General features: G+C 60.9%; 21 protein-coding genes, 1 tRNA gene and 1 pseudogene. 13 read left to right on the top strand and 10 right to left on the bottom strand.

Annotation, left to right across the window (positions count from 1 at the left end; translation table 11 throughout):
* The first annotated feature begins 856 nt into the window (after positions 1–856).
* Positions 857–1,180, top strand: coding sequence for a hypothetical protein (locus ACEN2S_RS18295; RefSeq protein WP_441868763.1), 324 nt, complete (start codon positions 857–859; stop codon positions 1,178–1,180).
* 257 nt (positions 1,181–1,437) lie between these two features.
* Here the strand turns inward: ACEN2S_RS18295 and ACEN2S_RS18290 are convergent, their stop codons facing one another.
* On the bottom strand, positions 1,438–1,848 hold the full coding sequence (locus ACEN2S_RS18290; RefSeq protein WP_441868760.1) for a GFA family protein: 411 nt from the start codon (positions 1,846–1,848) through the stop codon (positions 1,438–1,440).
* Between the two features lie 452 nt (positions 1,849–2,300).
* On the opposite strand from ACEN2S_RS18290, the gene ACEN2S_RS18285 reads away from it, so the two are divergent.
* Entirely contained in the window at positions 2,301–3,551 is a 1,251-nt protein-coding gene (locus ACEN2S_RS18285) for a 50S ribosomal protein L11 methyltransferase (RefSeq protein WP_441868757.1), read from the top strand.
* Between the two features lie 528 nt (positions 3,552–4,079).
* On the opposite strand, the gene ACEN2S_RS18280 is transcribed toward ACEN2S_RS18285, so the two are convergent.
* From ACEN2S_RS18280 to ACEN2S_RS18265, 4 genes are all read right to left on the bottom strand, one after another.
* The gene (locus ACEN2S_RS18280) at positions 4,080–5,297 is read right to left on the bottom strand and encodes an FAD-binding domain-containing protein (RefSeq protein ID WP_441868754.1); all 1,218 of its coding nucleotides are present in this window, start codon (positions 5,295–5,297) and stop codon (positions 4,080–4,082) included.
* A 52-nt stretch (positions 5,298–5,349) separates the two neighbouring features.
* A complete protein-coding gene (locus ACEN2S_RS18275; protein ID WP_441868751.1) occupies positions 5,350–6,684 on the bottom strand; it encodes an ABC1 kinase family protein in 1,335 nt (444 codons plus the stop codon).
* Positions 6,685–6,698: 14 nt separating this feature from the next.
* Complete coding sequence (locus ACEN2S_RS18270) at positions 6,699–7,088, bottom strand: thiol-disulfide oxidoreductase DCC family protein (protein ID WP_441868748.1); 390 nt, start codon at positions 7,086–7,088, stop codon at positions 6,699–6,701.
* A gap of 493 nt (positions 7,089–7,581) precedes the next feature.
* Positions 7,582–7,926 carry a hypothetical protein gene (locus ACEN2S_RS18265; protein WP_441868746.1) on the bottom strand — a complete coding sequence of 115 codons (345 nt, stop codon included), beginning with the start codon at positions 7,924–7,926 and terminating at the stop codon, positions 7,582–7,584.
* Between the two features lie 544 nt (positions 7,927–8,470).
* On the opposite strand from ACEN2S_RS18265, the gene ACEN2S_RS18260 reads away from it, so the two are divergent.
* Together ACEN2S_RS18260 and ACEN2S_RS18255 are read left to right on the top strand one after the other, a co-directional pair.
* On the top strand, positions 8,471–8,926 hold the full coding sequence (locus tag ACEN2S_RS18260; RefSeq protein WP_441868743.1) for a hypothetical protein: 456 nt from the start codon (positions 8,471–8,473) through the stop codon (positions 8,924–8,926).
* Between the two features lie 570 nt (positions 8,927–9,496).
* Complete coding sequence (locus tag ACEN2S_RS18255) at positions 9,497–11,254, top strand: ABC transporter ATP-binding protein (RefSeq protein ID WP_441868740.1); 1,758 nt, start codon at positions 9,497–9,499, stop codon at positions 11,252–11,254.
* Between the two features lie 61 nt (positions 11,255–11,315).
* Here the strand turns inward: ACEN2S_RS18255 and ACEN2S_RS18250 are convergent, their stop codons facing one another.
* The gene (locus ACEN2S_RS18250; RefSeq protein ID WP_441868737.1) at positions 11,316–12,242 is read right to left on the bottom strand and encodes an SDR family NAD(P)-dependent oxidoreductase; all 927 of its coding nucleotides are present in this window, start codon (positions 12,240–12,242) and stop codon (positions 11,316–11,318) included.
* 68 nt (positions 12,243–12,310) lie between these two features.
* On the opposite strand from ACEN2S_RS18250, the gene ACEN2S_RS18245 reads away from it, so the two are divergent.
* The 3 genes from ACEN2S_RS18245 to ACEN2S_RS18235 all read left to right on the top strand — a co-directional run bounded on the left by ACEN2S_RS18245 (position 12,311) and on the right by ACEN2S_RS18235 (position 14,639).
* Positions 12,311–13,231, top strand: coding sequence for a LysR family transcriptional regulator (locus ACEN2S_RS18245; protein WP_441868734.1), 921 nt, complete (start codon positions 12,311–12,313; stop codon positions 13,229–13,231).
* Positions 13,232–13,333: 102 nt separating this feature from the next.
* Positions 13,334–13,795: a carboxymuconolactone decarboxylase family protein gene (locus tag ACEN2S_RS18240; RefSeq protein WP_441868731.1), complete on the top strand. Its 462-nt coding sequence runs from the start codon at positions 13,334–13,336 to the stop codon at positions 13,793–13,795.
* On the top strand, positions 13,785–14,639 hold the full coding sequence (locus tag ACEN2S_RS18235) for a sigma-70 family RNA polymerase sigma factor (RefSeq protein ID WP_441868728.1): 855 nt from the start codon (positions 13,785–13,787) through the stop codon (positions 14,637–14,639). The genes ACEN2S_RS18240 and ACEN2S_RS18235 overlap by 11 nt, the downstream gene beginning before the upstream one ends.
* Positions 14,640–14,994: 355 nt before the next feature.
* Here ACEN2S_RS18235 and ACEN2S_RS18230 read toward each other — a convergent pair whose 3' ends face one another.
* The gene (locus tag ACEN2S_RS18230) at positions 14,995–15,903 is read right to left on the bottom strand and encodes a LysR family transcriptional regulator (RefSeq protein ID WP_441868725.1); all 909 of its coding nucleotides are present in this window, start codon (positions 15,901–15,903) and stop codon (positions 14,995–14,997) included.
* Positions 15,904–16,008: 105 nt separating this feature from the next.
* Between ACEN2S_RS18230 and ACEN2S_RS18225 the strand changes: the two genes are divergently transcribed.
* Both ACEN2S_RS18225 and ACEN2S_RS18220 read left to right on the top strand, forming a co-directional pair.
* Positions 16,009–16,329, top strand: coding sequence for a nuclear transport factor 2 family protein (locus tag ACEN2S_RS18225; protein WP_441868981.1), 321 nt, complete (start codon positions 16,009–16,011; stop codon positions 16,327–16,329).
* Positions 16,329–17,108, top strand: a complete 780-nt coding sequence (locus ACEN2S_RS18220; RefSeq protein ID WP_441868722.1) for an SDR family oxidoreductase — start codon at positions 16,329–16,331, stop codon at positions 17,106–17,108. Before ACEN2S_RS18225 ends, ACEN2S_RS18220 begins: the two co-directional genes overlap by 1 nt.
* A 355-nt stretch (positions 17,109–17,463) precedes the next feature.
* Here the strand turns inward: ACEN2S_RS18220 and ACEN2S_RS18215 are convergent, their stop codons facing one another.
* Positions 17,464–18,234: a hypothetical protein gene (locus tag ACEN2S_RS18215; protein ID WP_441868720.1), complete on the bottom strand. Its 771-nt coding sequence runs from the start codon at positions 18,232–18,234 to the stop codon at positions 17,464–17,466.
* Positions 18,235–18,788: 554 nt separating this feature from the next.
* Positions 18,789–18,920: pseudogene (locus tag ACEN2S_RS18210) on the bottom strand (IS5/IS1182 family transposase); the annotation flags it as partial.
* Between the two features lie 640 nt (positions 18,921–19,560).
* On the opposite strand from ACEN2S_RS18210, the gene ACEN2S_RS18205 reads away from it, so the two are divergent.
* The 4 genes from ACEN2S_RS18205 to ACEN2S_RS18190 all read left to right on the top strand — a co-directional run bounded on the left by ACEN2S_RS18205 (position 19,561) and on the right by ACEN2S_RS18190 (position 21,715).
* Positions 19,561–20,220: a hypothetical protein gene (locus tag ACEN2S_RS18205; protein WP_441868717.1), complete on the top strand. Its 660-nt coding sequence runs from the start codon at positions 19,561–19,563 to the stop codon at positions 20,218–20,220.
* 48 nt (positions 20,221–20,268) lie between these two features.
* On the top strand, positions 20,269–20,400 hold the full coding sequence (locus ACEN2S_RS18200; protein WP_441868714.1) for a hypothetical protein: 132 nt from the start codon (positions 20,269–20,271) through the stop codon (positions 20,398–20,400).
* Between the two features lie 135 nt (positions 20,401–20,535).
* A complete protein-coding gene (locus ACEN2S_RS18195; RefSeq protein WP_441868711.1) occupies positions 20,536–20,850 on the top strand; it encodes a hypothetical protein in 315 nt (104 codons plus the stop codon).
* A gap of 400 nt (positions 20,851–21,250) precedes the next feature.
* On the top strand, positions 21,251–21,715 hold the full coding sequence (locus tag ACEN2S_RS18190; RefSeq protein WP_441868708.1) for a hypothetical protein: 465 nt from the start codon (positions 21,251–21,253) through the stop codon (positions 21,713–21,715).
* Here ACEN2S_RS18190 and ACEN2S_RS18185 read toward each other — a convergent pair.
* Positions 21,703–21,778: transfer RNA gene (locus ACEN2S_RS18185), tRNA-Val, on the bottom strand. The two genes, ACEN2S_RS18190 and ACEN2S_RS18185, sit on opposite strands and share 13 nt — an antisense overlap.
* Positions 21,779–22,883 lie beyond the last annotated feature (1,105 nt).

The following is a 22,883-nucleotide window of genomic DNA, read 5'->3' as shown; positions in this document are numbered from 1 at the left end:
CAGTGGCCGCCATGAAAAGCGATGTAAAGACATAAAACCGATCTTGCTCCAACAAATCGATTTCATCATCGGTGACCGATTTCCATTGGCAATGCTGCAACCGGCAGGCAGTCCTGTTTCCGGTCCGCATCCTCGGAATATGCCGTGGCGGCGGAGGGGTGCGATTTTGCTGGCGGGCGTGCTGGGAGACAGTGTACGTCGGGCGGCTTTGGTGGGTCCGGGCGTCGCGTGCTGATCGGGAGGGTCAGTGTAGTGAGGAAAGCGACGCCCATGAAACGCCGCAACGTCAGCCGCGAACGCAGGAAAGTGGCTACTGCTCCCGGAAATTGGGATCCGGACAGTGTGGATTGAGAGCCCGCAGGCACACTAATGATTCAAGGTATTGAAAAATGGCGGGTCGTGACGGATTCGAACCGCCGTCATTCTCGGTGTAAACGAGACGGAATTCCTTATAATTCCTTGAAATATATAAACTAAGGGTTTCCGCCACGCGCAGGGATATGGATCTCATGGATGAGACCAAAGATGGAATTTGGGAACCTCTGCTTTCATCGTGCGACGACGTTAGGCGCCAGCCGCACTGGATCCCACGGCCCCACCGAAGACCGAAGTATGCGTTGAGCGCGCCGCCCATCACCGTCCCACGCACAATGCTCAAGATCGGAAAGTCGAACGCAACCATTTGCGGCCGGTCGTGCCAGTCGCAGCACCGCGCCAGTACTGTGCATGAAAGGCGGAGGTCAATCTTTCGGGGCGCTCCGCACCAAGGTCTGCCGAGCGGTCGAACCTGCCGCCTATTGTCGCGCCATAGAGAATAGGCGACTTTTCTTTCGTATAGCGTGAGGATTGGTTTGAAATGCCCTTAGACGACGAAATATTTATGTGGGCCTGCAAGTGCCTGAGCGGAGAAATCTCTACCGAAATGAGGATGATAGTCCTCAAAATGGACGGCAGAAAGGCAACATTCAGATACTATCTGGACCAAGAACCATCTGAATTTACACGTGAAAGGGCCGAAGTCGTAGCGGTGAATTTTGACTCCGGTTTGAATTTTGCGCTCGATGTACTCGACATTGAATTTGAGTATTCAACAGTGCCCTTGGGAAAACTGGATGTTCTTGACGGCGCATTGTTCAGGCGCTGGGAGAACGACACTTGCGGCACTGAACAAGATCAATGAGAAAGTGAACTATGGGCTCGAAGCCGTCATGCAGCAGCGCGGCGAGCACTTCTTGAGGCCAGCGCCGTCGTATCGACCTGATCGGCCCCCAGCCGCCGGTCGAGAGTGTTCTTACGCTGCGGTGCGGCTTTCCCGAAGCGGCCGCTCATGGCCTGGCGTAGCAAAGACCGGGGACGAATTTGCTGATGCGGGCGGAGCCGCCGGGCGCGTCCTTGACGTCTGGATGCTGTCCGAGATGCATCAGGGGCTCGACCCAGTCAGCCGGGAAGCCCTTCTATCCTTTCGATGGAGGCAAGATCCCTGTCCCAGTTCGCGCGACTGGAACAGCAGATATGCGCCTTGGGTCGTATGTCGATCTGACTGTCAAGCGATCCTGCGGGCACGACAAGCAAACCAACATCCGGCTGGGAAACCGGCAGCGCGGACCCGCAGTCGGAGCAAAAGCTCTTTACGTGGCGTGATCCGGAGAGCCTGAACGTCTTGATGTTTTCCTCGCCTGAAACCCAGGTAATTGTGGCCGTGGACGAAAACAGGTTTGCCGAATGGGCCGAACCGCTGTCCTTGCGGCAGCGGGAGCAGTGGCACAGGAAAAAGCTATCGAACTCTCCCGATATGCGGAATTTCACAGCGCCACAAAGGCATTGTCCAGTGGTCGGATTGTCGTCCATTCACACTCCTATCGACAGGCCAACCCCCTGCCGCCCGTCGAACGCACTTTCATTGATCCCTTGTATCCGCATGTTGGATCACGGTCAAAAGGGCTCGAAGCGGTCATGCCGCGGCGCGGCCCGTCGAACCGGCCATTCGTGCATGTCGCAGCATTTTGGAATGCTGGAACGTCGGTGTGCGGACCTTTCTGCCGTTCGCCGTGAGCTCGGTCTCCGCTGCGATAGCAAGACTATTGGCGCGTTGGGCGGAGAGAGGAGATTCACCGGTGCTCGTTTTGCCGCCCCCGGCGCGGGCAGAAGCGGACCCCGAACGCTCACCCAGTCGCTTTGTTATTCATGTCGTGTGAGGCCGTGGGCAGGGAATGGCGCTGCCGGAAGCGTCAGTAACGGTTTATTATCCTTGATGCGGATATGCCAACGGTAGTGTTTCCTTAGAATGAGGGCGACTGAAGATGGCAAAAGACCTCGCGCTGACCTTTGACGAAGATGATCAAATTCATCAAAAGCTTGATTATCAGGAGGCACAAGACGCGGACCACCTTGTCCACCTTGCCAAACGCGAGCCGCTGACAGATGGCGGGCTGCGAACGTCGCAGCTCCTCTTGGCGGCCTTGGCCAAGGACCCCCATCACCACGAAGCGCAGATATTGCTGGAGCGGCTCTACCAGATTTTCGTTCCCCGTTGGCATTTTCCCATGCTCGCGGACAAGCTTCGCAATCGAGCCTATGCCGATGCCATTGCCGCGAAAGTAAGGCCGGGTGATGTCGTCCTCGACATTGGGTGCGGCGCTGGCTTGACGGCAATGCTGGCGATACGCGCCGGTGCGAAACACGTCTATACCTGCGAGCAACAGCCCCTGATCGCACAGGCTGCGGTGCGGGTCATCGAAGCGAACGGGCTCGCGGATCGTATAACAGTCATCCCAAAGATGTCGCAAAACCTTGTCGTCGGCGTGGATCTTCCGGAACCGGCGGATGTCGTGATCTCTGAAATCGTCGATACCGTGCTGCTCGGAGAAGGAGCGCTCGCCACGCTCGAACATGCCATGCAAAAGTTGGCGAAGCCCGATGCGCGTGCAATTCCTGAACGCGGTAAATTGAAGGCTCAGTTGGTGGAAAGCGACAAGCTTCTGAATCTCTGGCGTCCGCATCAGGCAGAGGGCTTTGATCTGTCGGCGTTTCACCACTTTGCGACCGTTGCGCGGATCACGCCGAATGACTTCGCGACCTGTGGTCTGCGGCCGCTGGGGCCTGCGAAAGATCTGTTCGAGTTTGATTTCACCAGACCGAAGATGGACTCTGGCCACGTGACCGAGACTCTCGACTGTACCGGCACCGGCACCATCCACGCCGTTTTCGTGTATTTCGAAATGGACCTTGCATCCGGCATTCAGCTGACGAATGGCCTGGACCCAGAGGGTCATTGGGGAAGGACGGCCTTCCTGCTGGACCGGCCGATCCCTGCGGAGCCGGGAGTGCAGCTGAAGATCACCGCGCATCATGACACATCTCAACTGAGCCTATCAGCGCAGGAAGCCACGCATTGCACAGATGGCGCTCACCAGAACGTTGTGTGGATGGACCAGGTGTGGGATCGTCGGGGCATCCCCGAGAAGATCTGTCAGAACGCCGTTTCGCCCTCCGCACCGCGTTGCACAAACACCAGCAAAGCTCCTGCCAAGGTGCTAGAGTTTCAGACGTGAAGTGCTTCGACCGCAAGTCTGAAAACGCGCGCCGACGAGGGCCTCCGCCACGCCAAGATCGCCGGTCGCAAGGGGGGCGTGACGGGGCTCGCCTCACTGCAATTGCCAATTTGACCTGACGACCCACGGTCAATTTGGGCTCAAAGCCGCCTTGCGGCGCTGCTGCGTGGTGGCTGCTGGGCTTAAGCCGGGAGCGCCGCCGCTCCGGGCCCTATGCGGTCATTTACCCAATCGACCAATACCGCAGTGCAGCTTTCACATTTCTGACATTCATACACTCCGCAGCATTTCTGACAGCGCATCAACTTTTTAGCGGAGCGCATAATGGATACAGGAAATCCAATCATTGTGCCCTCGGCCTAGGTAAATGTGGGACAAGACAGGGCGACAACCAGCGCCAGCCTGCGCAAATTCACAAAGCGCATGTGGTCCACCTTGGTTCGTCCAGATGTGGGAAGACCGCGCCGGAATGTAACGGGTCTGGACAGTTTGCCGCGACGGGTAATCAGGCGGGTTTGGCAGCGGACATCACTTTGCCACCAATTGCTCCAAAAGCTGTGGGATTTGCTTTTTTACCTTAAAGAACCCGGCGGTCGCATGCGGCCAGATCGCGCGGTCCCAGTCGCGCTGCCATTCACATAAACGGATGCCGCGCGCGGCCAGAGCGGGTGCGGCCGCGTCCAGCCAATCGCGCAATGGGCCGCGGGTGACATAGGCCGTGGCGATCTGTGTGGCCCCCGCCGATGCCGCCCATTTGGCAAGGTCGTCGGGAGACCCTGCGCACAACTTTTCCGGTGTAACTCCGGCACGCGCCGCCGCATCGGCCAGCGCCGCCACCTCAAACTGGGATACGCAAGCAGCGACCGGCAAAGGCGAGCGAAGATGGCTGGTGGTCAACGTGGCCGCCGTGCGGAGATCAAGATCGGCACGGCCGAAATCCTCGATCCGGCAATCCTCATCCGTGATCAGCAAGGCTGTCGGCCCACCGGGCTGCGGCGGTGTGCGGGGACGCAGCGGCAGAACCGGCGGCAGGCCGTCAGGCTCGGTCGCCTCCAGCCCTTGTGTCACCTTTGCCAGATCAGCCGCGTGCGGGTTGAACCGACCTGCGGTAAAGGTTTCGATATTGGCAGCCTCGGCGGGATAGGGCTTGCCGCGGGTATGCAGCCCGGCAACCCAGCGCCAGCTCAGCGTGTTTGACGCCGCATCGCCATCCAGAAGGTGACGATAAAAGAAATCCGCCCCCAGCCGCCACGGCAAGCCCAGCGTAAAAATCCAGATCGAGGCAAACCACATCCGGGCGTGGTTGTGCAGATAGCCTGTCGCCAGCAGTTCCTCGGCCCAAGCATCAAAACACGCAAGGCCGGTCTGGCCGTCCATCGCCCGCGCGACATCGCGGGTCAGACGGCGGTCGCGGTCCAACATGGCAAGATCGGCCCGCAGTCCCGTCACATAGCTGGCCCAGACCTGCGGGCGACATTCCAGCCAGCCTTTGAAATAGCCGCGCCAGATGACCTCTTGCACGAACTTCTCGGCATCCTTTGGACCGTGCGCCGCGAGCGCCTGCGCCACTGCATCAGATTCCAGCACAAGCCTGCGACGGATATAGGGCGACAAGACTGACACGGCTGTATGTGCGCCCTGCCCGTGATCTGCGTTGCGACCGCCCGCATAGCCCCGCCCCATACGCGGCACAAAGCCTGCAAGCCGGTTTTCGCCCTCGGCACGGGTCGCTATCCAGTCGGTCATGCAGTCACCATTTTCATTTTCACCGCTGAATGTGGCGCAGGGCAAACCGATTTCAACGGGACTCCGGTTTGCAATAGGCCGCGACCATCGGGCCCAGGGCGACACGCGCCCGCAGCTTTGCCGCCATCAGATACATGCCGCCGATCTTGCGGTGCAAAAACAGGGTTTCTGCGGGGGGCACATGGGCAAGCTCACGGTCAGTGCCGATGGTGAGGCCCATGTTGCGCAACCGTCCCAGCAGGTCACTGCTGCCGAAATCGAAGGGGGTGGTTTGACGCAGCGGTTCCATCGCCATATTGAACATCGTGACGATCAGATCCTGATGATGTGGCGCGGTCTGGGGTCCGAAATACCCGATCCGCAGCATCGCGGCCCGCCTTTCATCATCGCCGCCAGCCAGCGCCGCCTGTGCAAGGGCGCGGAACTGCGCTGCCAGTTCTGGCGCGACCGCCTGCACCGCCCCAAAATCCAGCAGCACGATACGCCTGGTTGTCGGATCATATCGATAATTGGCAAGGTTCGGATCCGTCTGCATCGCCCCAAAGACAAAGAGTTCGCGCAGCACCAGGTCGATCAGGGCTGCGGCCACCCGATCGCGATCGGCTTGGGGCGCATCGATCAGGGTTTCGATCGGAACACTGTCCAGATAGGTCATGGCAAGGACCTGCGGCGTGCAAAACTCTGCATGCAGCTCCGGCAGAGTGAAGGTGTCAGATCCCGCGAGCGTTGTGGCAAAGCGGGTCAGATGCTGCGCCTCTGCCAGGTAATCGGCCTCGGCGTGCAATTGACGTTTGGCTGCGGCCATCAGGGGCGCAAGGTCCATCCCCCGCGGCACAAGGCCCGGCATGCGCAACAGCGTGGCCATGTTATCGACATCGCTGTCGATGCTGGCCCGCACGCCGGGATATTGCACCTTGATCGCAAGTTCGCGGCCGTCATGGGTCTTTGCACGATGGACCTGCCCGATAGAGGCCGCCGCAAAGGGGCGCACGTCAAAGCGGGAAAAGCGTTTGTGCCAGCCCGCGCCCCATTCGGCATTCAGCGTGGATTGCAGCTGTTTGGGCGGCATGTGGCGGGCGTCGGCGCGCATCCGCCCCAGGATTTCAGTCAGATCGTCCGACAGAACCAAACCGGTGTCCATCGACATCATCTGCCCCAGTTTCAGCGCTGCCCCGCGCAGATGTGAAAGCCCGTCTGTCAGCCGCAACGTGTTGGCCGGTGTCAGCAAAAGCCGCGCCATATCGGGCCGCTTGCCCTGTGCCAACGCGCGCAAGCCCCCCGCCGCGACGCCGCCCGCTATGCCGCCCGCGATACCACCAAACCGCAAAAGCCGCCCGACCCGCCCCGTTGGCACGGCTGCCCCCTTGTCGCCGTCGTCCTGTGGCACGGGGGGCTCCAATTTCAGTCAGACGCGGCGGCGTGTTTACGCAACCGGCGAACGTGCCAGCGGTAAATCACGGGCGCCAAGATATGGTCGTAAACTGCCGAAGCGATCTGCTTGATGCCGGGCACAGCTACGACCCGAGCCAGCCATCTGTACCGCGGCATTTGCGCCCACAGCACCAGAAATGCCGGTATCCCCGAGGTCAGTCTGCCATCGTGGAGCACATAGAGCCGCCGGGCAGCCGTATCGGCATCAAGCCCCCATTGCCCCCGCGCATCCGAGTTCAGATCGTCGAACCGGATCGGCAAACCGTTTCGATGCACATATTGCGCATAGTGTCTGATCTCAAAGTTGCAGACCGGACAGCTTGCATTGTAAAGGACCGAGGTTTTGGGAGCATTTTCCATCGCTCAGAGATAGACTGCGGCAAACGTAATTCAACGCCCACTTTCTCAGGATGGAATGGATGCGCGCGGGTCCCAAAGCGTGATCACGTAGCTTTTTCTTTGCATTGCGGCCATTCGACCGCGGTGGAGCGAGTGTCGCTTTCCGCCCTTCGCGTCGCATGCTGCGCACCGCTAGAATGTCGCTGAAAGGCACGAACGGGCTCTGCGGCGCGCTGCATCAACCAGCTTGCCGTGATATTGCCATATTCCGTCGTGAGATCATGCCGACCCGTTGCTGCCGGGCGCACGAGGCGCAGTGTTTCTCCCGACCCCAGACGCGAAGGGCCGACTTTCGCTGCTCGCGCAAACAAAATGATCAACCTGAAGAAAGCGGACGTTCTGGGCTGCGAGGCAACTTTTGCCGAGGTTAGGTGCGGCGAAGTCTCGGCTCGAGCCCTATTCTTTATAATAGATTCTGACGAAGGCGAGGCTCAGGACATGAGATTAGAGGAAATTATTGGCCGTCGTCGATCCAAGCAACGAATCTGATATTTTTCCCGCTGTCTTTAGCTTTTCGTATCTTCCCCATCGCAAAATTCAAAGAGCGCGCCACAGATTGATGGCACTCCCAGTCGTCATCTCCATCAAGGCCTAAAATACTATACTCGAAAGTTAATGGTTGTTTGGTGTCGCTGATGAAATCGAACGCCTCCATAGATTGAATTCCAGCAGTATTTATTTTACGAAGGTACAAAATAAATTTTATTAGTTGATCGCAACTTAGTGCAGGCGTACCTTTTCCGGTTAGTGCAACTTCGTACAACTGCTCGTCAGTCATTTCCTTCGCTCCTCCGGTCATCGTGCCCTCCATCTTTCGTGGGTTTATTAATTTCAATTTTTTTAATTACGGCAATCCCCTGTCGGAATTACCACGATCGATACTATCATAAATTGGCTTTTTTGTTAATTACTACCCAGTCCCCTCGGGCCCCTGAGCCTAGAGTCCTAGCATTGTCGGTGGGTGAGATTATGTAAGGAAATCTGTTGGAATGCAAAGACGCATCAACGAATTTCCGAAGTCCTTTCAGTACTAACATCTCCTCGTTCCAATGAAATTTTCGTCCGCATCGGAGGCATTCGTCCCCGGATTCTGCTGCGCTAGGCAATGAACGGTCGCTTCGGGGAAGCCGCACCGCAGCGTCGGCAGGCTCTCGACCGACAGCCATGGGCCGTTGGTTTCCAGTACCGAAAGTCACTTCACGCCCCCCCAGGCCACCTGGCCGGTCTGCGATGGTGAGGCACGCATGAAATGTGCAATGAATGCGGCCCCCATGATGTAAATTTGACGTATCGCTGCTCGATATGCTAAGGGACACTTGAGGGGCCCTTGGAGGTCAATTTGAATGCGTACCATATTTTGCTTAATGTTTCTGCTTCAGGGGTGCTCAGCAGTCGGATTGGGCGCCGATAACGAAATCTCTCAGGTTACTGCCGCATACTCAGTTGCGCGCAGTTCTCCACTATCAGATCTCGAGGCGGCAGTATCCCTCGGTCACGACACATATCATGGTGAAATTTGCGTTGGGAAACTCAATTATGCAGATCTTCGCAGAATAAATGAGTATGTTTCAGGTGGGGAATTCACTAAATATGAAGATTTCGATGAAGATAGTGTTTCAGTATTAATTTCATGGCCCAATGGTAGAAAACTCGCGGTGGATGCATTTGATATCTATTGGAATTTCATCGGCGATCCAATTAAAATAGACAGCGACACATATCGACATATTGATGCTTCGATAGTGCACGCTATTCGTTCTGATGAGTGCCGCATCATTCAACCGAAGTATTATTACTGATTGAAGCATTCAAGTTCAGCTTCGCCGATGATCAGGTCCTCCTGCGACTCAAGCGTTGAGCTGAGCGTGCCTAGATCGTCAAAGCCGCAGGTGGTGCGGCTATCTGGTTCTAGCGAAGATGCACCGCTGGTTACCGAAGGTACTGGGAGCGCGGGAATGGCAGGCACGCGACATCGTGGACGTAAGCCAAAGGTCTGGAGCGTCTGCATCAGCGACATTCGGCCCCGGATTTTACTGCGCGAAGGCATGAACGGCCGCTTCGGGGAAGCCGCACCGCAACGTAGCCACACTCTCGACCGTCAGCTCAGGGCCGGGTCCTCGACGAAAGCTATCCCCAGTTGCCCTTGACGGACCATAAAATCGCCGATTAAATCGGTGCGTTGACATCTTGCCAGGGGGACGCACATGACCATCGCATATCGCTTCCTCCCGGGCCTCTCCCGTTTCGGAGCCGCCCTGATCTGACAGTTCTGCGGCGGCTCTCGCCCAAAGCTCAGATCTCATTGTCCACGCTGGACTTATTTTCCAAATCATTCGCAAGGCGCAGCCGACAAGGTTTGCGAGACTGTCATGCTTCCTTTTTCTGCCAACGGCGCGTTTGCGCGTGTTTTCTCGTTCACCTTCCGGCTCTGGATGCGCCAGGGCGGAAAGATTTTTGCCATCTTGGCACTGGTCCTGGTCTCAACAGCCGCGGACATTGCGGTGCCTGTCATCACCGGACGCCTTGTTGATGCGGTCGCGGCCGCAAACGCGCCCTGGCGCGCCTTCGCTGCGCTATTGGGGGTTGGGGCCTTGTCGATTGCGGCCAAGATCCTGAGCTACTTTGTCATCATCGACCTGACCATTCCCTCTATGCGCACAGCTGAAGCCGAGGCCTTCGCACATGTGCAACGTCTGCCTGCAGACTGGCATGCGAATGCCTTTGCCGGATCGACCGTGCGCAAGATCACACGCGGGGCTTGGGCGCTGGATGAGATGGGGGATCTCCTTTTGTTGGCACTTTTGCCCTCGATGCTGATCCTGTTTGGCACCATCGGTACGCTCACGGCGTTTCGCTGGGAGGTCGGGCTCGTCGCCGGTGTCGGCGCGCTTGTGTTTTTGACCCTCTCCTTGTCCTTGACGTTGTTCTGGGTGGCCCCCGCGGCCCGTTTGGCCAACGCACAAGACAGCCGGGTCTCGGGCGCACTGGCCGACGCCATCACCTCCAATGGCGTCGTGCGCGCCCATGCGGGAGAGCGGCGCGAGGATGCGCGGCTGGGCATTGCCTTGACCAAATGGGCGCACCGCAACCGGCGCACATGGCGGCGTGGCACCTTGTCGGGCTTGTCTCAGGACATGACGATCTGGGCGCTGCGGGCCGCGGTCCTCGGGGGCGCGCTCGTCGCCTATACCCGCGATCTGGCCGATGCAGGTGAAATCGCCTTTGTCGTCTCTGCACTCGGGATGCTCGACGGCTACTTGCGCCAGATGGGAAACCATGTGCGCGGGCTGCAAAAGGCTGTCAACGATGCCGAGGAGCTTGTCGACCTGATGGGGAGCGCGCGCGAAGAATCGGTCGCCAGATACCCCGCAACGAGCCTGCCGCCCCACGCAGCGGCGCTGGCGTTTGACGGTGTTGACTACGGCTATGCAGGGGCCGCGACGCCGCTCTTTGCGCAATTGGACGTGGCCATTCCGGCGGGCCAGAAAGTCGGGCTGGTCGGACGGTCAGGGTCGGGCAAAACCACCTTCGTGAAATTGATCCAGCGGATTCATGAAATCAACGGCGGCACGATCACGCTGGGCGGGGTCGATATTGCGCGCGTTCCCCTGGATGTGTTGCGCCAGCAAATCGCACTTGTCCCGCAGGATCCTGTTCTGTTTCATCGCTCTCTTGCTGAGAACATCGCCTATGCCCGGCCCGGTGCCACGATGCAGGACATCCGGGACGCGGCAGAGCGCGCGGGGGCTCTCGATTTTATCGAGCGGCTGCCCAAAGGCTTTGGCACGGAAGTGGGCGAACGCGGCGTCAAGCTGTCGGGTGGTGAGCGTCAACGGGTGGCCATCGCGCGGGCCTTCCTGTCGAATGCGCCGGTCCTGGTCATGGATGAGGCGACATCTTCGCTGGATTCAGAGGCCGAGGCGCTGGTGGCTCAAGCCGCAGAGCGGCTCATGGAGGGCCGCACCACGCTGGTGATCGCCCACCGTTTGGCCACGGTGGAACGGATGGACCGCATCCTCGTGTTTGATCGCGGGCGGATCGTTGAAGACGGCACGCCGACGGATCTTATGGCCCGCAACGGGGGGCTGTACCGCAGCCTGCGCGCGCGGCAGATGCTGGTGGGGTAAGGCGTCCGGCATCGGGGCGCGCGGCCCCTGCCCCATCCGGTGCCGCCCCCCCCACTGCCGATCATGACGCGGTGCTGATCATCCGCTCTGCCATATCCCAGAGCCGCGCCGCGTTCTGCGGGTCCAGCGCATAGCGGGCAACCGTCCCGATGGGCTGATCGCGGCGCGCATCCACGACCTCGGCCTCGGTGCAATCGTCGAAGTAGCGGCCCGTCACCCCCGCAACCAAAGGTGACGCCGCGAGAAGTACCGTGGTCGCCGCCCCTTGCTGTGGTGTCTTGCGGAACGGTTCCGGCGTCTTCAACCCACCGGTGTGGCGCTGCAGATTGGTTGCAATCGCGCCCGGGTTCAGCGCGTTTGAAGTGATGCCATCCGCCGTCCATTTCAGGGCAATCCCGGCCGAGAGCAGGATGCAGGCGGTCTTGGATTGCCCGTATGCGACAAAGGGATCATACGGGGTGAAGCGGAAATCCGGGTCATCCCAAAGGATCGGGCTCCAAAGACTGCCTGTTGAGGAAACCGAGACGACCCGCGCGCCCCCGGCGGCCCGCAGCCAGGGATGCAAGCCCCGCGTGAGCGCAAAGTGACCCAGGTAATTCGTGGCAAACTGCATCTCGCGCCCTGCGTTGTTCCGCGCCAGTTCCGGCAGTGCCATGATCCCGGCATTGTTGATCAGCGCATGCAGTGGCTTGTCCCATGCGGCCACGAAGCGGCGCACCGAGGCCAGATCGGCGACGTCCAGCGCCCGCACGCCGATGGCGGCATGGCCCGTCTCCGCCCGCAGTTCTGCCGCGACACTCTCTGCCGCCTCAACCCGCCGGGCGGCAATCGTGACTGCCGCACCGGCAACCGCCAGCGCCCGCACGGTTTCAATGCCGATACCGCTGGCGCCGCCCGTGACAATCATCGTCTTGCCGCGCAGGTCTGCATCATGCAGCACCTCTGCCGCGGTTGAGGTAAATCCAAATCCCGTTGTGATCCTGGTCATCTGCCGCATCCCTTTCCTGTTCTGCCGAAGAGGTAGCGGTTCCGGGCTGTTGGGATTAGATATTGAATATGGCACGACATAATGAGATTTTTCGCACAGTAGCGCAGCTCGCTCCGGCAGAGTTGTCGGCATTCCTCGCCGTGGTGGAGCATGGCGGGTTTCGGGCGGCCGCGCGGGCGACGGGAAGCAGCCCCTCGGCACTCAGCCATGCGGTGGCGGGACTGGAGGCGCGGCTGCGGGCGCAGCTATTGGTCCGGACGACGCGGAATGTGTCACTGACAGAGGTGGGCGAACGCTTTGCCGAGGCCCTGCGCCCGGCGCTGAGCCAGCTCGGCGCGGCGCTGGACGCCATCGGGGATTTCAGCGCCCAACCCAAAAGCACGATCCGCATCAACGCCTCGGCGGTTGCGGCAGAGCTTGTGCTCGAGCCGCTGATCCTCGGCTTTTTGCGGCAATATCCAGAAATGCACATTGATGTGCGGTCTGATGATGCCTTGCTGGATCTGGGCCTTGGGGGGGTCGATTGCGGCCTGCGCCTGTCGGAATTCGTGCCCGAGGATATGGTCGCCATCCCGGTCGGCGGGCCGCAACAGCATATCGTGGTCGCTGCGCCCGCCTATCTGAAAGACGCCCCTCCGGTCCTCAGCCCGGCGGATTTGCAGGCGCATGACTGCATCCAGCTGCGGCTGGCAGAGGCGGCCCGGTACCGCTGGGAATTCACGCGCCGTGGCGAGAGCCTGAGCTTGGTGACCGAGGGGCGGTTGGTTCTGGATGATGCGCGCCTCGTGCTTGCCGCCGCACGGGCGGGTTTTGGCGTGGCCTATGTCTCACTGTCCGCCGCCGCCTCTGATCTGGCGGCGGGGCGCCTCGTGCGGCTGCTGGAAGATTGGACACCGCCCTATCCGGGGTTGGCGCTTTACTATGCCCGCAACCGGCAGATGAACGCAGGCATGCGGGCCTTCGTATCCTTCGTCCGCAACCTCGGGTGATCCCCGGCGCCTGACAAAGGCCCGTGAAAAAAATCTTTGGCCCATGTCACATCCGGCTGGGCTGCCGCGTCATACCCATGTCAGATAGAGATGGAGACACCGATGACCCCCCGCATGACCGATCATTTCAAACGCGCCGAAACCGGGTTCAAGCCGCTCTTCGCGCTGGAAGCCGCGATCAAGGCCAGCCCGCTGGAACCCGGCTTGCTGCACCTGATCAAGCTCCGCGCGAGCCAGATCAATGCCTGCGCCTTTTGCGTCCACATGCACACCGACGAAGCGCTGAAGGACGACGAGGCGCCGCTGCGCCTGCATATGCTGGTGGCCTGGCGCGAAAGCCCGCTTTACACGCCCCGCGAACGCGCGGCGCTGGCCTGGACCGAAGCCCTGACCCGGCTGGAGCAGACCGGTGCCCCCGATGCCGACTGGGACGCCGTGACGGCCGTGTTCACGCCGGACGAACGCGCCTGGCTGTCGCTGGCCATCGGTGCGATCAACATCTGGAACCGGGTGCAGGTGGGCTTTCGCGCCGCCCATCCGGCAGAGCTTGCGCATGCGGCCTGACCCCGGCACCGAGATCTTTGAGACGCAGCGGCCCCGGCTGCTGCGTCTGGCCTACCGGATGCTCGGCACCCATCCCGATGCCGAGGATGTGGTGCAAGAGGCCTGGCTGCGCTGGCAGCAGAGCGATCAGGGCAGCGTGAACGCACCCGCCGCCTGGCTGACGCGGATCGTGTCGCGCCTCTGTCTCGACCAGATGAAATCGGCCCGGGTCCGGCGCGAAACCTATCCCGGCACCTGGTTGCCCGACCCTTTGGTCGAGCCGGAGGACGATGCCCTGCGCGCCGACAACATAACGCTGACGCTGATGGTGGCGCTGGAACGCCTGTCGCCGCTCGAGCGGGCGGCATTTCTGCTGCATGACGTGTTCGGGCAAAGCATGGACGAGGTGGCCGTCACCCTCGGGCGCAGCGCCGCCGCCACGCGGCAACTGGCCCGCCGCGCCCGGGCGCATGTCAAACACGACCGCCCCCGCACCACGCTCCCGCGGGAGCGGGCGGAACGGCTGACGCAGGCATTCTTCGACGCCTGCCAGAACGGCAATGCGGCGGTGCTGGGCGCCATGCTGGCCGCGGACGCCAGTCTGCATTCCGACGGCGGCGGCAAGATCCCGTCCTACAATATCCTGCGCGGCGCGGATCCGTTGCAGCGGCTCTTCCTCGGCATCAGCCGCAAATTTGGCCCTGCCGAGCATTTGGGGCGCGTCACCATCGACGGGCTGCCGGGGTTCATCAGCCGGATCGGTGGCGTCGTGCAAACCACGGCGCTGGCATTCGACGGCGACCGCATCGCCGACATCTATATCACGCGCAACCCGGACAAACTGACGCGGATCGTGCGGCATTGACGGCTCGGGATCGTCGTCGCGCGCGCCGGGGAAACTGGCCGCCAACAGTCACATCTACGCCCTGCCCTCCGGATGATATGGGTGTCAGTGGTGACGGTCCCAAAGCGGCCGTCATCGTTCAATGGTATTCGTTTTTTGTCGGTTGGCGTGGCTACCCTGACGACCATAACCTTTCCCCAAGTGGGCTTTTTTCTCCAATTCGCCGCGCACGAAAACAAAGGAGCGGAGGACGGTTACCCGGCAAGACGCCTCGATTTTCGGATACCCCCCGGGGGGTGCTGCGGCGAAAACCTCGCGCGCCTAATTTCAGCTGTGGCAGGTCACTCAGGCCCGTGCCAGTTCGCCGGGCCCCAGATCATCCGGGCGTCAGATGTTTGGATGCCCGCTTGCGCGCCATGGCAAGGAACGCGCCGAAGCCAGCGGAGGGGTTGCGCCTTCCGGGATAATATAGGCAGAAGCCAGCGCGCGGCGGTGTCCAGTCTTCCAGCAGGCGGACCATACGGCCCGAGGTTATTTCATCGGCCACGTCCTGCTCGATGAAATAGCCGATACCGGCCCCATCCAACACAGCGGCACGGGCGATTTCGGCCTCGTCGAGCGTCAAACGCCCCTTGGCATCAACCTGCACCACCTCGCCGTTTCGTTCAAATTGCCAGCGGAACAGTCCGCCATTTGGCAAGCGGACCCGCAGGCACTGCTGCAGCGGCAGATCGGCGGGGGTTTGCGGCGCGCGGTGGGCCTTCAGCCAGTCGGGGGAGGCGACGACGGCATAGCGCTGCGGCGTGCCTAAGGGGAGCGCAATCATGTCACGCGGCACCAGATCGGCGGATCGGATGCCCATATCGAAGCCTTCGGCCACGATATCGACCAGCCGCCTCTCGGTCACCAGATCGACCTGCATCTCAGGGTAGCGCCGCAGGAACTCCAGAACCAGTGGCGCGATCTGCCGCCCGCCTTGCACGGAGGCGTTGATCCGCAGCAGGCCAGAGGGGGTTTCGCTGCGGGATCGTGCGGTGCCCATAGCCGCACGGATTTCGGCCACCGCCGGGGCAGTCCGCTCAACAAAATCCCGTCCCGCATCGCTGAGCGACACGCTGCGGGTTGTGCGGTTGAACAGCCGCACGCCAAGGCCGGTTTCCAGTCGGCCGATGGTATGGGACAATGCGGTTGTCGACATGCCAAGGTCCAGCGCCGCTGCCCGGAAGGATCCGTGACGCGCGATGGCCAATACGGCCTCAAGCGCCCTGACGCCCACATCCTGCATCCTGCATAGTCCCTATCCTGTCATCGTTAGATGCTGAATTATCCCGATTATCAGGATCAAGGTCGAGCGTTAACTTACGATCAGCTCAACAAAAGGAATTCAAAGATGAACCTTCCCGGTGCGGTCCACACCTATTTCAGCGCGCAGGTGCCACAGGATGGCGAGGCTTTCGCTGCGGCCTTTGCGCCAGAGGCGATTGTCCATGACGAAGGCCAGCAGCATCGCGGCCCCGAAGAGATCCGCGCCTGGTGGCTTGCCGCCAAGGCGAAATATCGCCACAGCGCGGAGCCGCTGGACATGGCTCAAAGGGCGGGAAAGACGGTCGTCCGCGCCCGGGTCAGCGGTGATTTCCCCGGCAGTCCAGCGGTTTTGACCTTCACCTTCGGGCTGTCGGGCGAGAAGATCACCGAACTGGAGATCGGCTGATGTCGGGCTTTTTGACCCTCACGGGCAAGCGCGCCCTGATCACGGGCGGCACGCAGGGCGCAGGGGCTGCTACGGTTGCGCTGTTTCGCGATCTTGGGGCCGAGGTATTGACCACCGCCCGCACCCGCCCCGACGATCTGCCGACTGAGATGTTCGTTGCTGCGGATCTGACCAGCTTGCAAGGCTGCACCGCGGTTGCCGAAGCGGTCCGCAGCCGCATGGGCGGGGTGGATATCATCGTCCACATGCTCGGCGGTTCCTCTGCACCGGCGGGCGGATTTGCCGCCTTGGACGAGGCGGAATGGCAGGCCGAATTGAACCTGAACCTGCTGCCTGCCGTGCGGTTGGACCGCGCGCTTGTGCCCGGGATGGTCGCACAGGGCGCGGGGGTGGTGATCCATGTGACCTCGATCCAGCACCATTTGCCGCTGCCAGAGGCGACCACAGGCTATGCCGCTGCCAAAGCTGCACTGTCTGTTTACAGCAAGAGCCTGTCGAAGGAGGTCTCCCCCAAGGGTGTCCGGGTGGTGCGCGTGGCCCCCGGCTGGATCGAGACCGAGGCCTCGATCCGCCTCGCTGAGCGTCTCGCGCAGGAGGCCGGAACCGATCTGGAAGGCGGCAAGCGGATGATCATGGAGGCCCTCGGTGGCATTCCGATCGGACGTCCCTCCACCCCGTCTGAGATCGCCAATCTGATCGCCTTCCTCGCCTCCGATCGCGCGGCCACGATCAACGGGACGGAGATACTCATCGACGGAGGAACGGTGCCCACCGCCTGATCCGCAGCCACGGGGACGGCCAACTGCATCGGGAGAGGATGCACATCGGGCCCCAGCATCGCGATATGCTTTGCCACCGCCTGACAGCGAAGTTGATGCCGCGCATGCCAGCGCAGCGGCATCAACTCTCGGTGCGCATGTGAAGGAGTGCCTTCACTGGGGATACCTCTTCGCATTGCAGTCTTTTGGGGAATACGCAGTCAAAACTCGGTGTTTCGGTCCATGAATGTCTGCCTTCTCCTGCTGAGGCACGACCCAATCTTCTGCGGCACAATCACACTTTCCACCTGCGCCATCGAGCGAGGCGCTCTCGGCCCGAAGCGGTCATTTGCGATCTGGTCCACTTCAGCTTTGGTCACGAGCTGCCCTTCGGCGCTTTTCTATGTGGAAAGAATTCGACCGGATTAAGCCAATCGCAATACATGTCCTCGTCGACAGGCTCCGTATCAAAGAAGTCGTCGGGATCGGAGAGCGCGTGCGCCTTTTCGGTCATGGCGATCAGCGTTTCCGCCCCGTCAAACCGGGACGTGAGAAGGACGCCTGGATCGGGGACGTGAATCGCCCAAGCCAAGCTTTCCCCGAACCTGCCCTTCAACGCGATTGTGGGAGCGTCCTTGTCCAACTCTGACAGGACGAGAACGCTGGAGGTCTCCCGATGCTCGTCATACATCACCATGTCGGTACCGCAGAACGGAGCGAGGAATTTGCCGATGGCAGGATGCAGGATCGGGGAGATCGCATCATCCTCCGGCAAGTTCAGGAACTTGTCCTGGCAATAGGCAAGTATCCTCTTCTGCAGATCGATGTCGGCGCGCTCCGCAAAGCCGAGGCAGCTCAGGAGCCAGACGGCCCTGTAGAACGGGATACGCGGCACCTCCGGCGCGACGTCGGCGTGTACGCTCTTCCACGTCACCATTTCCCCGCGCCGTTTCAGTAGGTCCCCGTAGTCGCTGGGCCGTGCGCCGCGCTCTATGATTTCGTCATACCCGCCCGAGGGAAGGCCGCCGGAGCCAACGGACCGGATCCGAAAAAAGGGATGCGGCACGATGAAGAACCGGTCGTAATGCCCCTCCCACCATTTCATGATGGGCACGTGGATGTCAGGGTCGGCGATCGCTCTGTCCATTGCCTGCTCGCGGTGGCGTCCTTTGCCGATCGTATCTCAGGTGCAGGTTCGCGCAACGCTTTAGACGTCTCGCAAATTTGCACGCTTCAGCCGCCCGAGGAACTGCTTCATTTGATACAACGAGCCTCTGCTGCGTTCCAATCGCTGCCGCCCGCTCGAGGATTTCGCTGCGCCATGCCTGAGCGACCGCTTCGACGCATGCGGCAGTGCGGCATCCGCCATCGGCGACCGGCGGCTCTTGGCGGGTGCCGCGATGCCCGGCGTAGGGCCTGACCGTCCGCAAGAGGCCGTTCGCCTCGCTCCGGAAGACGGTGCTACCGCAACTTTGCAAAGGTCGCTTTTGCGCTTACCTGCCGTTCGTCCACTGCGCAGCATCAGACAATTTGGGCCCAAAGCGGTCTTGCGGCAGCGCGGCGGGCCTTTCTTGCCGCCAGCGCCGCCGTGTCGACCTGACCGGCCCAATCCGGACCTTGGCATGGGAAACGAAAGCTGCGGTGCCGCTCCCCAAAAGCGGACAAAAGCCAAATAACAAGACAGAGTTGTCATCGAACAAGCTTGCCTGTCGGCGCGGCATCCCAGCTCATCTCGGGGTCGAACCAGATCGTCAGCGAGCCACGGCGCTTGAGCGCTTCATTGTAGGCTGGCCAGTTCCTGGTCCTGTAGGTCGGGGATGTCGGTCTGCTCATGCATCCCCAGCTACCGTATTGGATTCACCAGATGAATTCCTCACAGGATTTCTGCAACAGAGCCCGTCGAAATTCCCATGATACGGTAGACGGCGACGGGAATTCAGGCGAAACTTACATGGCAGAAGGCGGGCGCTTTGATGGCCAACGTTCGAATGGGGTCCACGGAGCGAAAGACATGGATGCTGCGAAGCTCTTATATTGGAAGTACGGAACCGCCTGCAGTATTACGGCAGCAATAGCACTTCTGGTTCTAAGTTCGGAACGGCTACGCCCAGCTGTCGCGATACCTGTCAGTTACGCTATCGTTGTGGCGGGCCTTTTCCTCGCAACGATCTTCATGAGGAGGTTAGGGGCACGTGAAGGCCGAAGCGAGGACATGTTCTGGCCTGCCCTACCCACAGTTTACCCAAATTTGACGGTGCTAGCGTTAATTGGGAATATGGGGCACACGGCAGCGTTCATTTTCCTGTTTTTCTTGTCGGTTCTGCTTCTGCGCCTCTTTTGGTGGCTGCTGAAATAGTCGTGCGAGCGGAATGGTTTCCGCCCATCACGTCGATCCGACACCGGAGATGCGGCGCAGTGAACGAACGACTGCTTTAGCCGGACGCTGCAATCGCGCCGCTGCGCAACCCAACCGATGCGCATTCTGATCGGCTGCGAGACCTCGGGCGTGATGCGCCGGGCCTTTGCCGCGCGCGCGCATGACGTCTGGTCCTGCGACCTGCTGGCCGCCGAGGACGGCAGCACCCGCCACATCCGGGGCGACCTGCGGGACCATCTGCACGACGGCCGGGACATGCTTGCGGTGATGCATCCACCCTGCACACGCCTCTGCAATTCGGGCGTCCGCTGGCTCCACGTCCCGCCGCCCGGCCGCACTGGCGCCGAAATGCAGGCCGAGCTGGAAGCGGGCGCCGCGCTCTTCTCAGACTGCTGGCGCGCACCGATCCCGCGCATCGCCATCGAGAACCCGGTGATGCACCGCCACGCCCGGGCCCTGCTGCCCGCCGATCTGCCAAAGCCGCAGATCGTGCAGCCCTGGTGGTTTGGCGAGCCCTTTTTCAAAGTGACCGGCTTCTATCTGCGCCGCCTCGCCCCGCTGGCCGCCAGCAACCGCCCGACGCCACCCAGGAAGGTACAGGAGCCCGCACGGCACAAAGCGTGGTCCGCCATCCACCGCGCGCCGCCTGGGCCGGACCGCTGGAAATTCAGATCCCGCAGCGTTACCGACATCGCCGAAGCCTGCGCAGACCAATGGGGCGGATGCGCCCAGAAACAGGAGGCCCGACATGGGTAGCGCACCGGAAAAGCAAGTGCGGCGCATGTGGCATGCCGAAAGGAGGCAATGACGGGACAGCACAAACGCATCGAGCTGACGGCAATGCCAGAGGCGGTGGACACCGAGCCGCGCATCATTGCCTATGTCGGCATTGGCACATTGTGCCAACTGCTGGATGTGAGTGACGGCACGGTCTGAGAACGGGTGCGCCGGGGGCTGCTGCCGCGCCCGGTGCGGATCGGCGTCACTGCCGATGGAAATGGGCCGAAGTCGGGCGCCGTTTGTCACAAACGGGCGAAGAAACTGTGGATGATCCGATTTTAAGGGAAAGCGGTGGCAGCTGATCTGCGTTTGGAAAGCTATGTGCAGCGGAAGAAAAGCCGCGCTCGCGACTACTTTTACTTTCGCGTCGTGCAAGGCGGCAAAGAGATCCGCATGCCACGGCCGCATCCCTTCACCGCGGGCCATCGCGCGGCATATGATGCCGCCCATCGTGAGGCGTTCGGCATGGCACCGGGCGAGCTGGAAAACCCAGGCAGCATCGGTGCAATGCTGCGCGTACATCTGAGCAGCCGCAAATACTTAGGTTCGCCCTCCAAATCGAAAAGCAGCCGCGCCAAGGCGCTCAACCTCATGCGCGACCGCTGAGGTCAGGTCGATGCCTCGGCCATCCGCCCGGTGCATGTGCAGGCGCTCCATGACAGCCTGTCTGAACGCCCCGCGACCGCGAACCGCGTGCTGGATGATATCCGCTCTGTAGTCAGGTGGGGACGCCCGCGCGGTTACCTCGACGTGACCCCGTGCCGCAAAATCGAGCGTGTCATCAGTGAAGGCTCCTATCAGCCGTGGCCGCAGGATATTCCTCGGCGCACTGATCGCGCACGGCAAGCTGGAAATCCTGTAGGTGGTTCTGGTGGCGATCTACACCAGCCAGCGGCGCAGCGATGTGCTGTTGCGGCTATTCGAGGCGCGGATCGATGGCGGGGTCTGATATCTGAAGCAAGGCAAGACCGGCACCGAAGTTCCGGCTTCCCTGCATCCGGTGGTGATGGCCATTCTGGATCTGGAACGGGCTGAGCGCGGCCGCACCGGCGCCGATGATGCCCGGCGGCCGCTGCTCACAAACCCGCGTGGCAAGATTTGGACCTCAAGCGGCTTTGGCGCGTCCTGGCGCACCGAGCTCATCCGGCTGGGTCTGCGCCCGGAGACAATCGACGCCTATGAACCGGACCAATTCCAGCCGACCTTCCATGGCCCGCGCCACACAAACGCGACCATAATCGCCAATGCGGTGGCCCGCAATCCGGCAGCTTTTGGCGGCATTCAGCGGGTGAAATCGATGCTCGGTCACCTGTCAGAGAAGATGGCGCGGCATTACGCGCGGCGGGTCGAAGCCGAGGCGATGAATGCCGAAACGCTGCTTTTGATACGCGAAACTGGGAACCGGCCCGCGTGGATTGGGAACCCGGAGGCAACCACATCGTCTAAGGTATTGAAAAATGGTGGGTCGTGACGGGTTCGAACCGCCGACATTCTCGGTGTAAACGAGACGCTCTACCAACTGAGCTAACAACCCGGTACCGCGGCTTTTAAACCAACTGCGCAGCCAATGGCAAGCCCGGCTACACCCAATCTAGTGTGTTTTTTCGGGCCCGCGATGCGCCCTCTGCACAAGATGAAACGGCGTTCACAGGCGGTACGACCCCCTGCCCGCCGGCAATGGTCGCCCTTGCGCGCAGAGGGCACATGCGGGATCGGAACCTCGCCCCCGCGTTACGCGCGCGACCTGCCGGAACCAAACATCTTCACGCGAATCCGGGCCGCCCGACCGGCGCGCGCATGCCAGATTGGTTGAAAGCCACCAGCTAACATCTTGGAAAGTGGTGCACCCGACTGGACCACGCAAAGCCAACTAGATCAACGGAATGCGCCGCAAACGGGGCCGCGGTGCTGCCTAATCAAGTCAATGGCTTACAGGTAGGATTGGAAACGACTTCGCGGTCTTGCCTGCTTCCTTGCAGATCGAGATCGACGCGACATTGCGATGGCCCACCCAAGCGCGACGCGCGGTTTCCGGAAGTTCGCTGTGGACGCAAGGGAAGCCCCGGAAGAAGGATAATTTATAAATAATTTCATATACTTGAAATGAAAACCGCCCGAGACTCGGTACAACTGAGAACAAGGGCTTACGAGATACATTGGAAACCAACTACCCGTTTGAGTTCCAGCGTGGTTGTCTGTTGAGCGAAACAGGCGCGTTAACAACCACAGAACTTGAGATACTCCAATCGTGGCCGCAGGCAGCTACACAGCGCACGCCGCCGCGCCATTCGCCGCGAGGTCAATCGCAAGTTTCAGAGCGAACACCGAAACCATTCCGTGCAACCAGCTGTAGCCGCCGAGCGCAAGACGCGTCGCCCCTTTGCCGTCAAATATCTGCCGCTCGAAGCCTCCGATAGCCAATTGCGCAATCTGCGAATATGCGCCTGCGGTTATGCGTCCATGCACATCTATGATAGAGGTTCGAGAAGGTACAAGGCAGGCCATGTTTGGGGAGATTCCGGATTATTATAATTAATCAGAATCAATTACTTAGGTTGAAAAGTAACCGGCCGATTGCTACCGCGGTGACCGGGCCTTGATGCGGGCGACGAGTTCTGCGTCATCGACGAAGTCGTCGA

It is taken from the genome of Phaeovulum sp. W22_SRMD_FR3 (genome assembly GCF_052113705.1).
Lineage (GTDB): Bacteria > Pseudomonadota > Alphaproteobacteria > Rhodobacterales > Rhodobacteraceae > JBGQOG01.
Note: the sequence above shows the minus strand (reverse complement) of the source record. Positions and strands in the feature narration are given on the sequence as shown.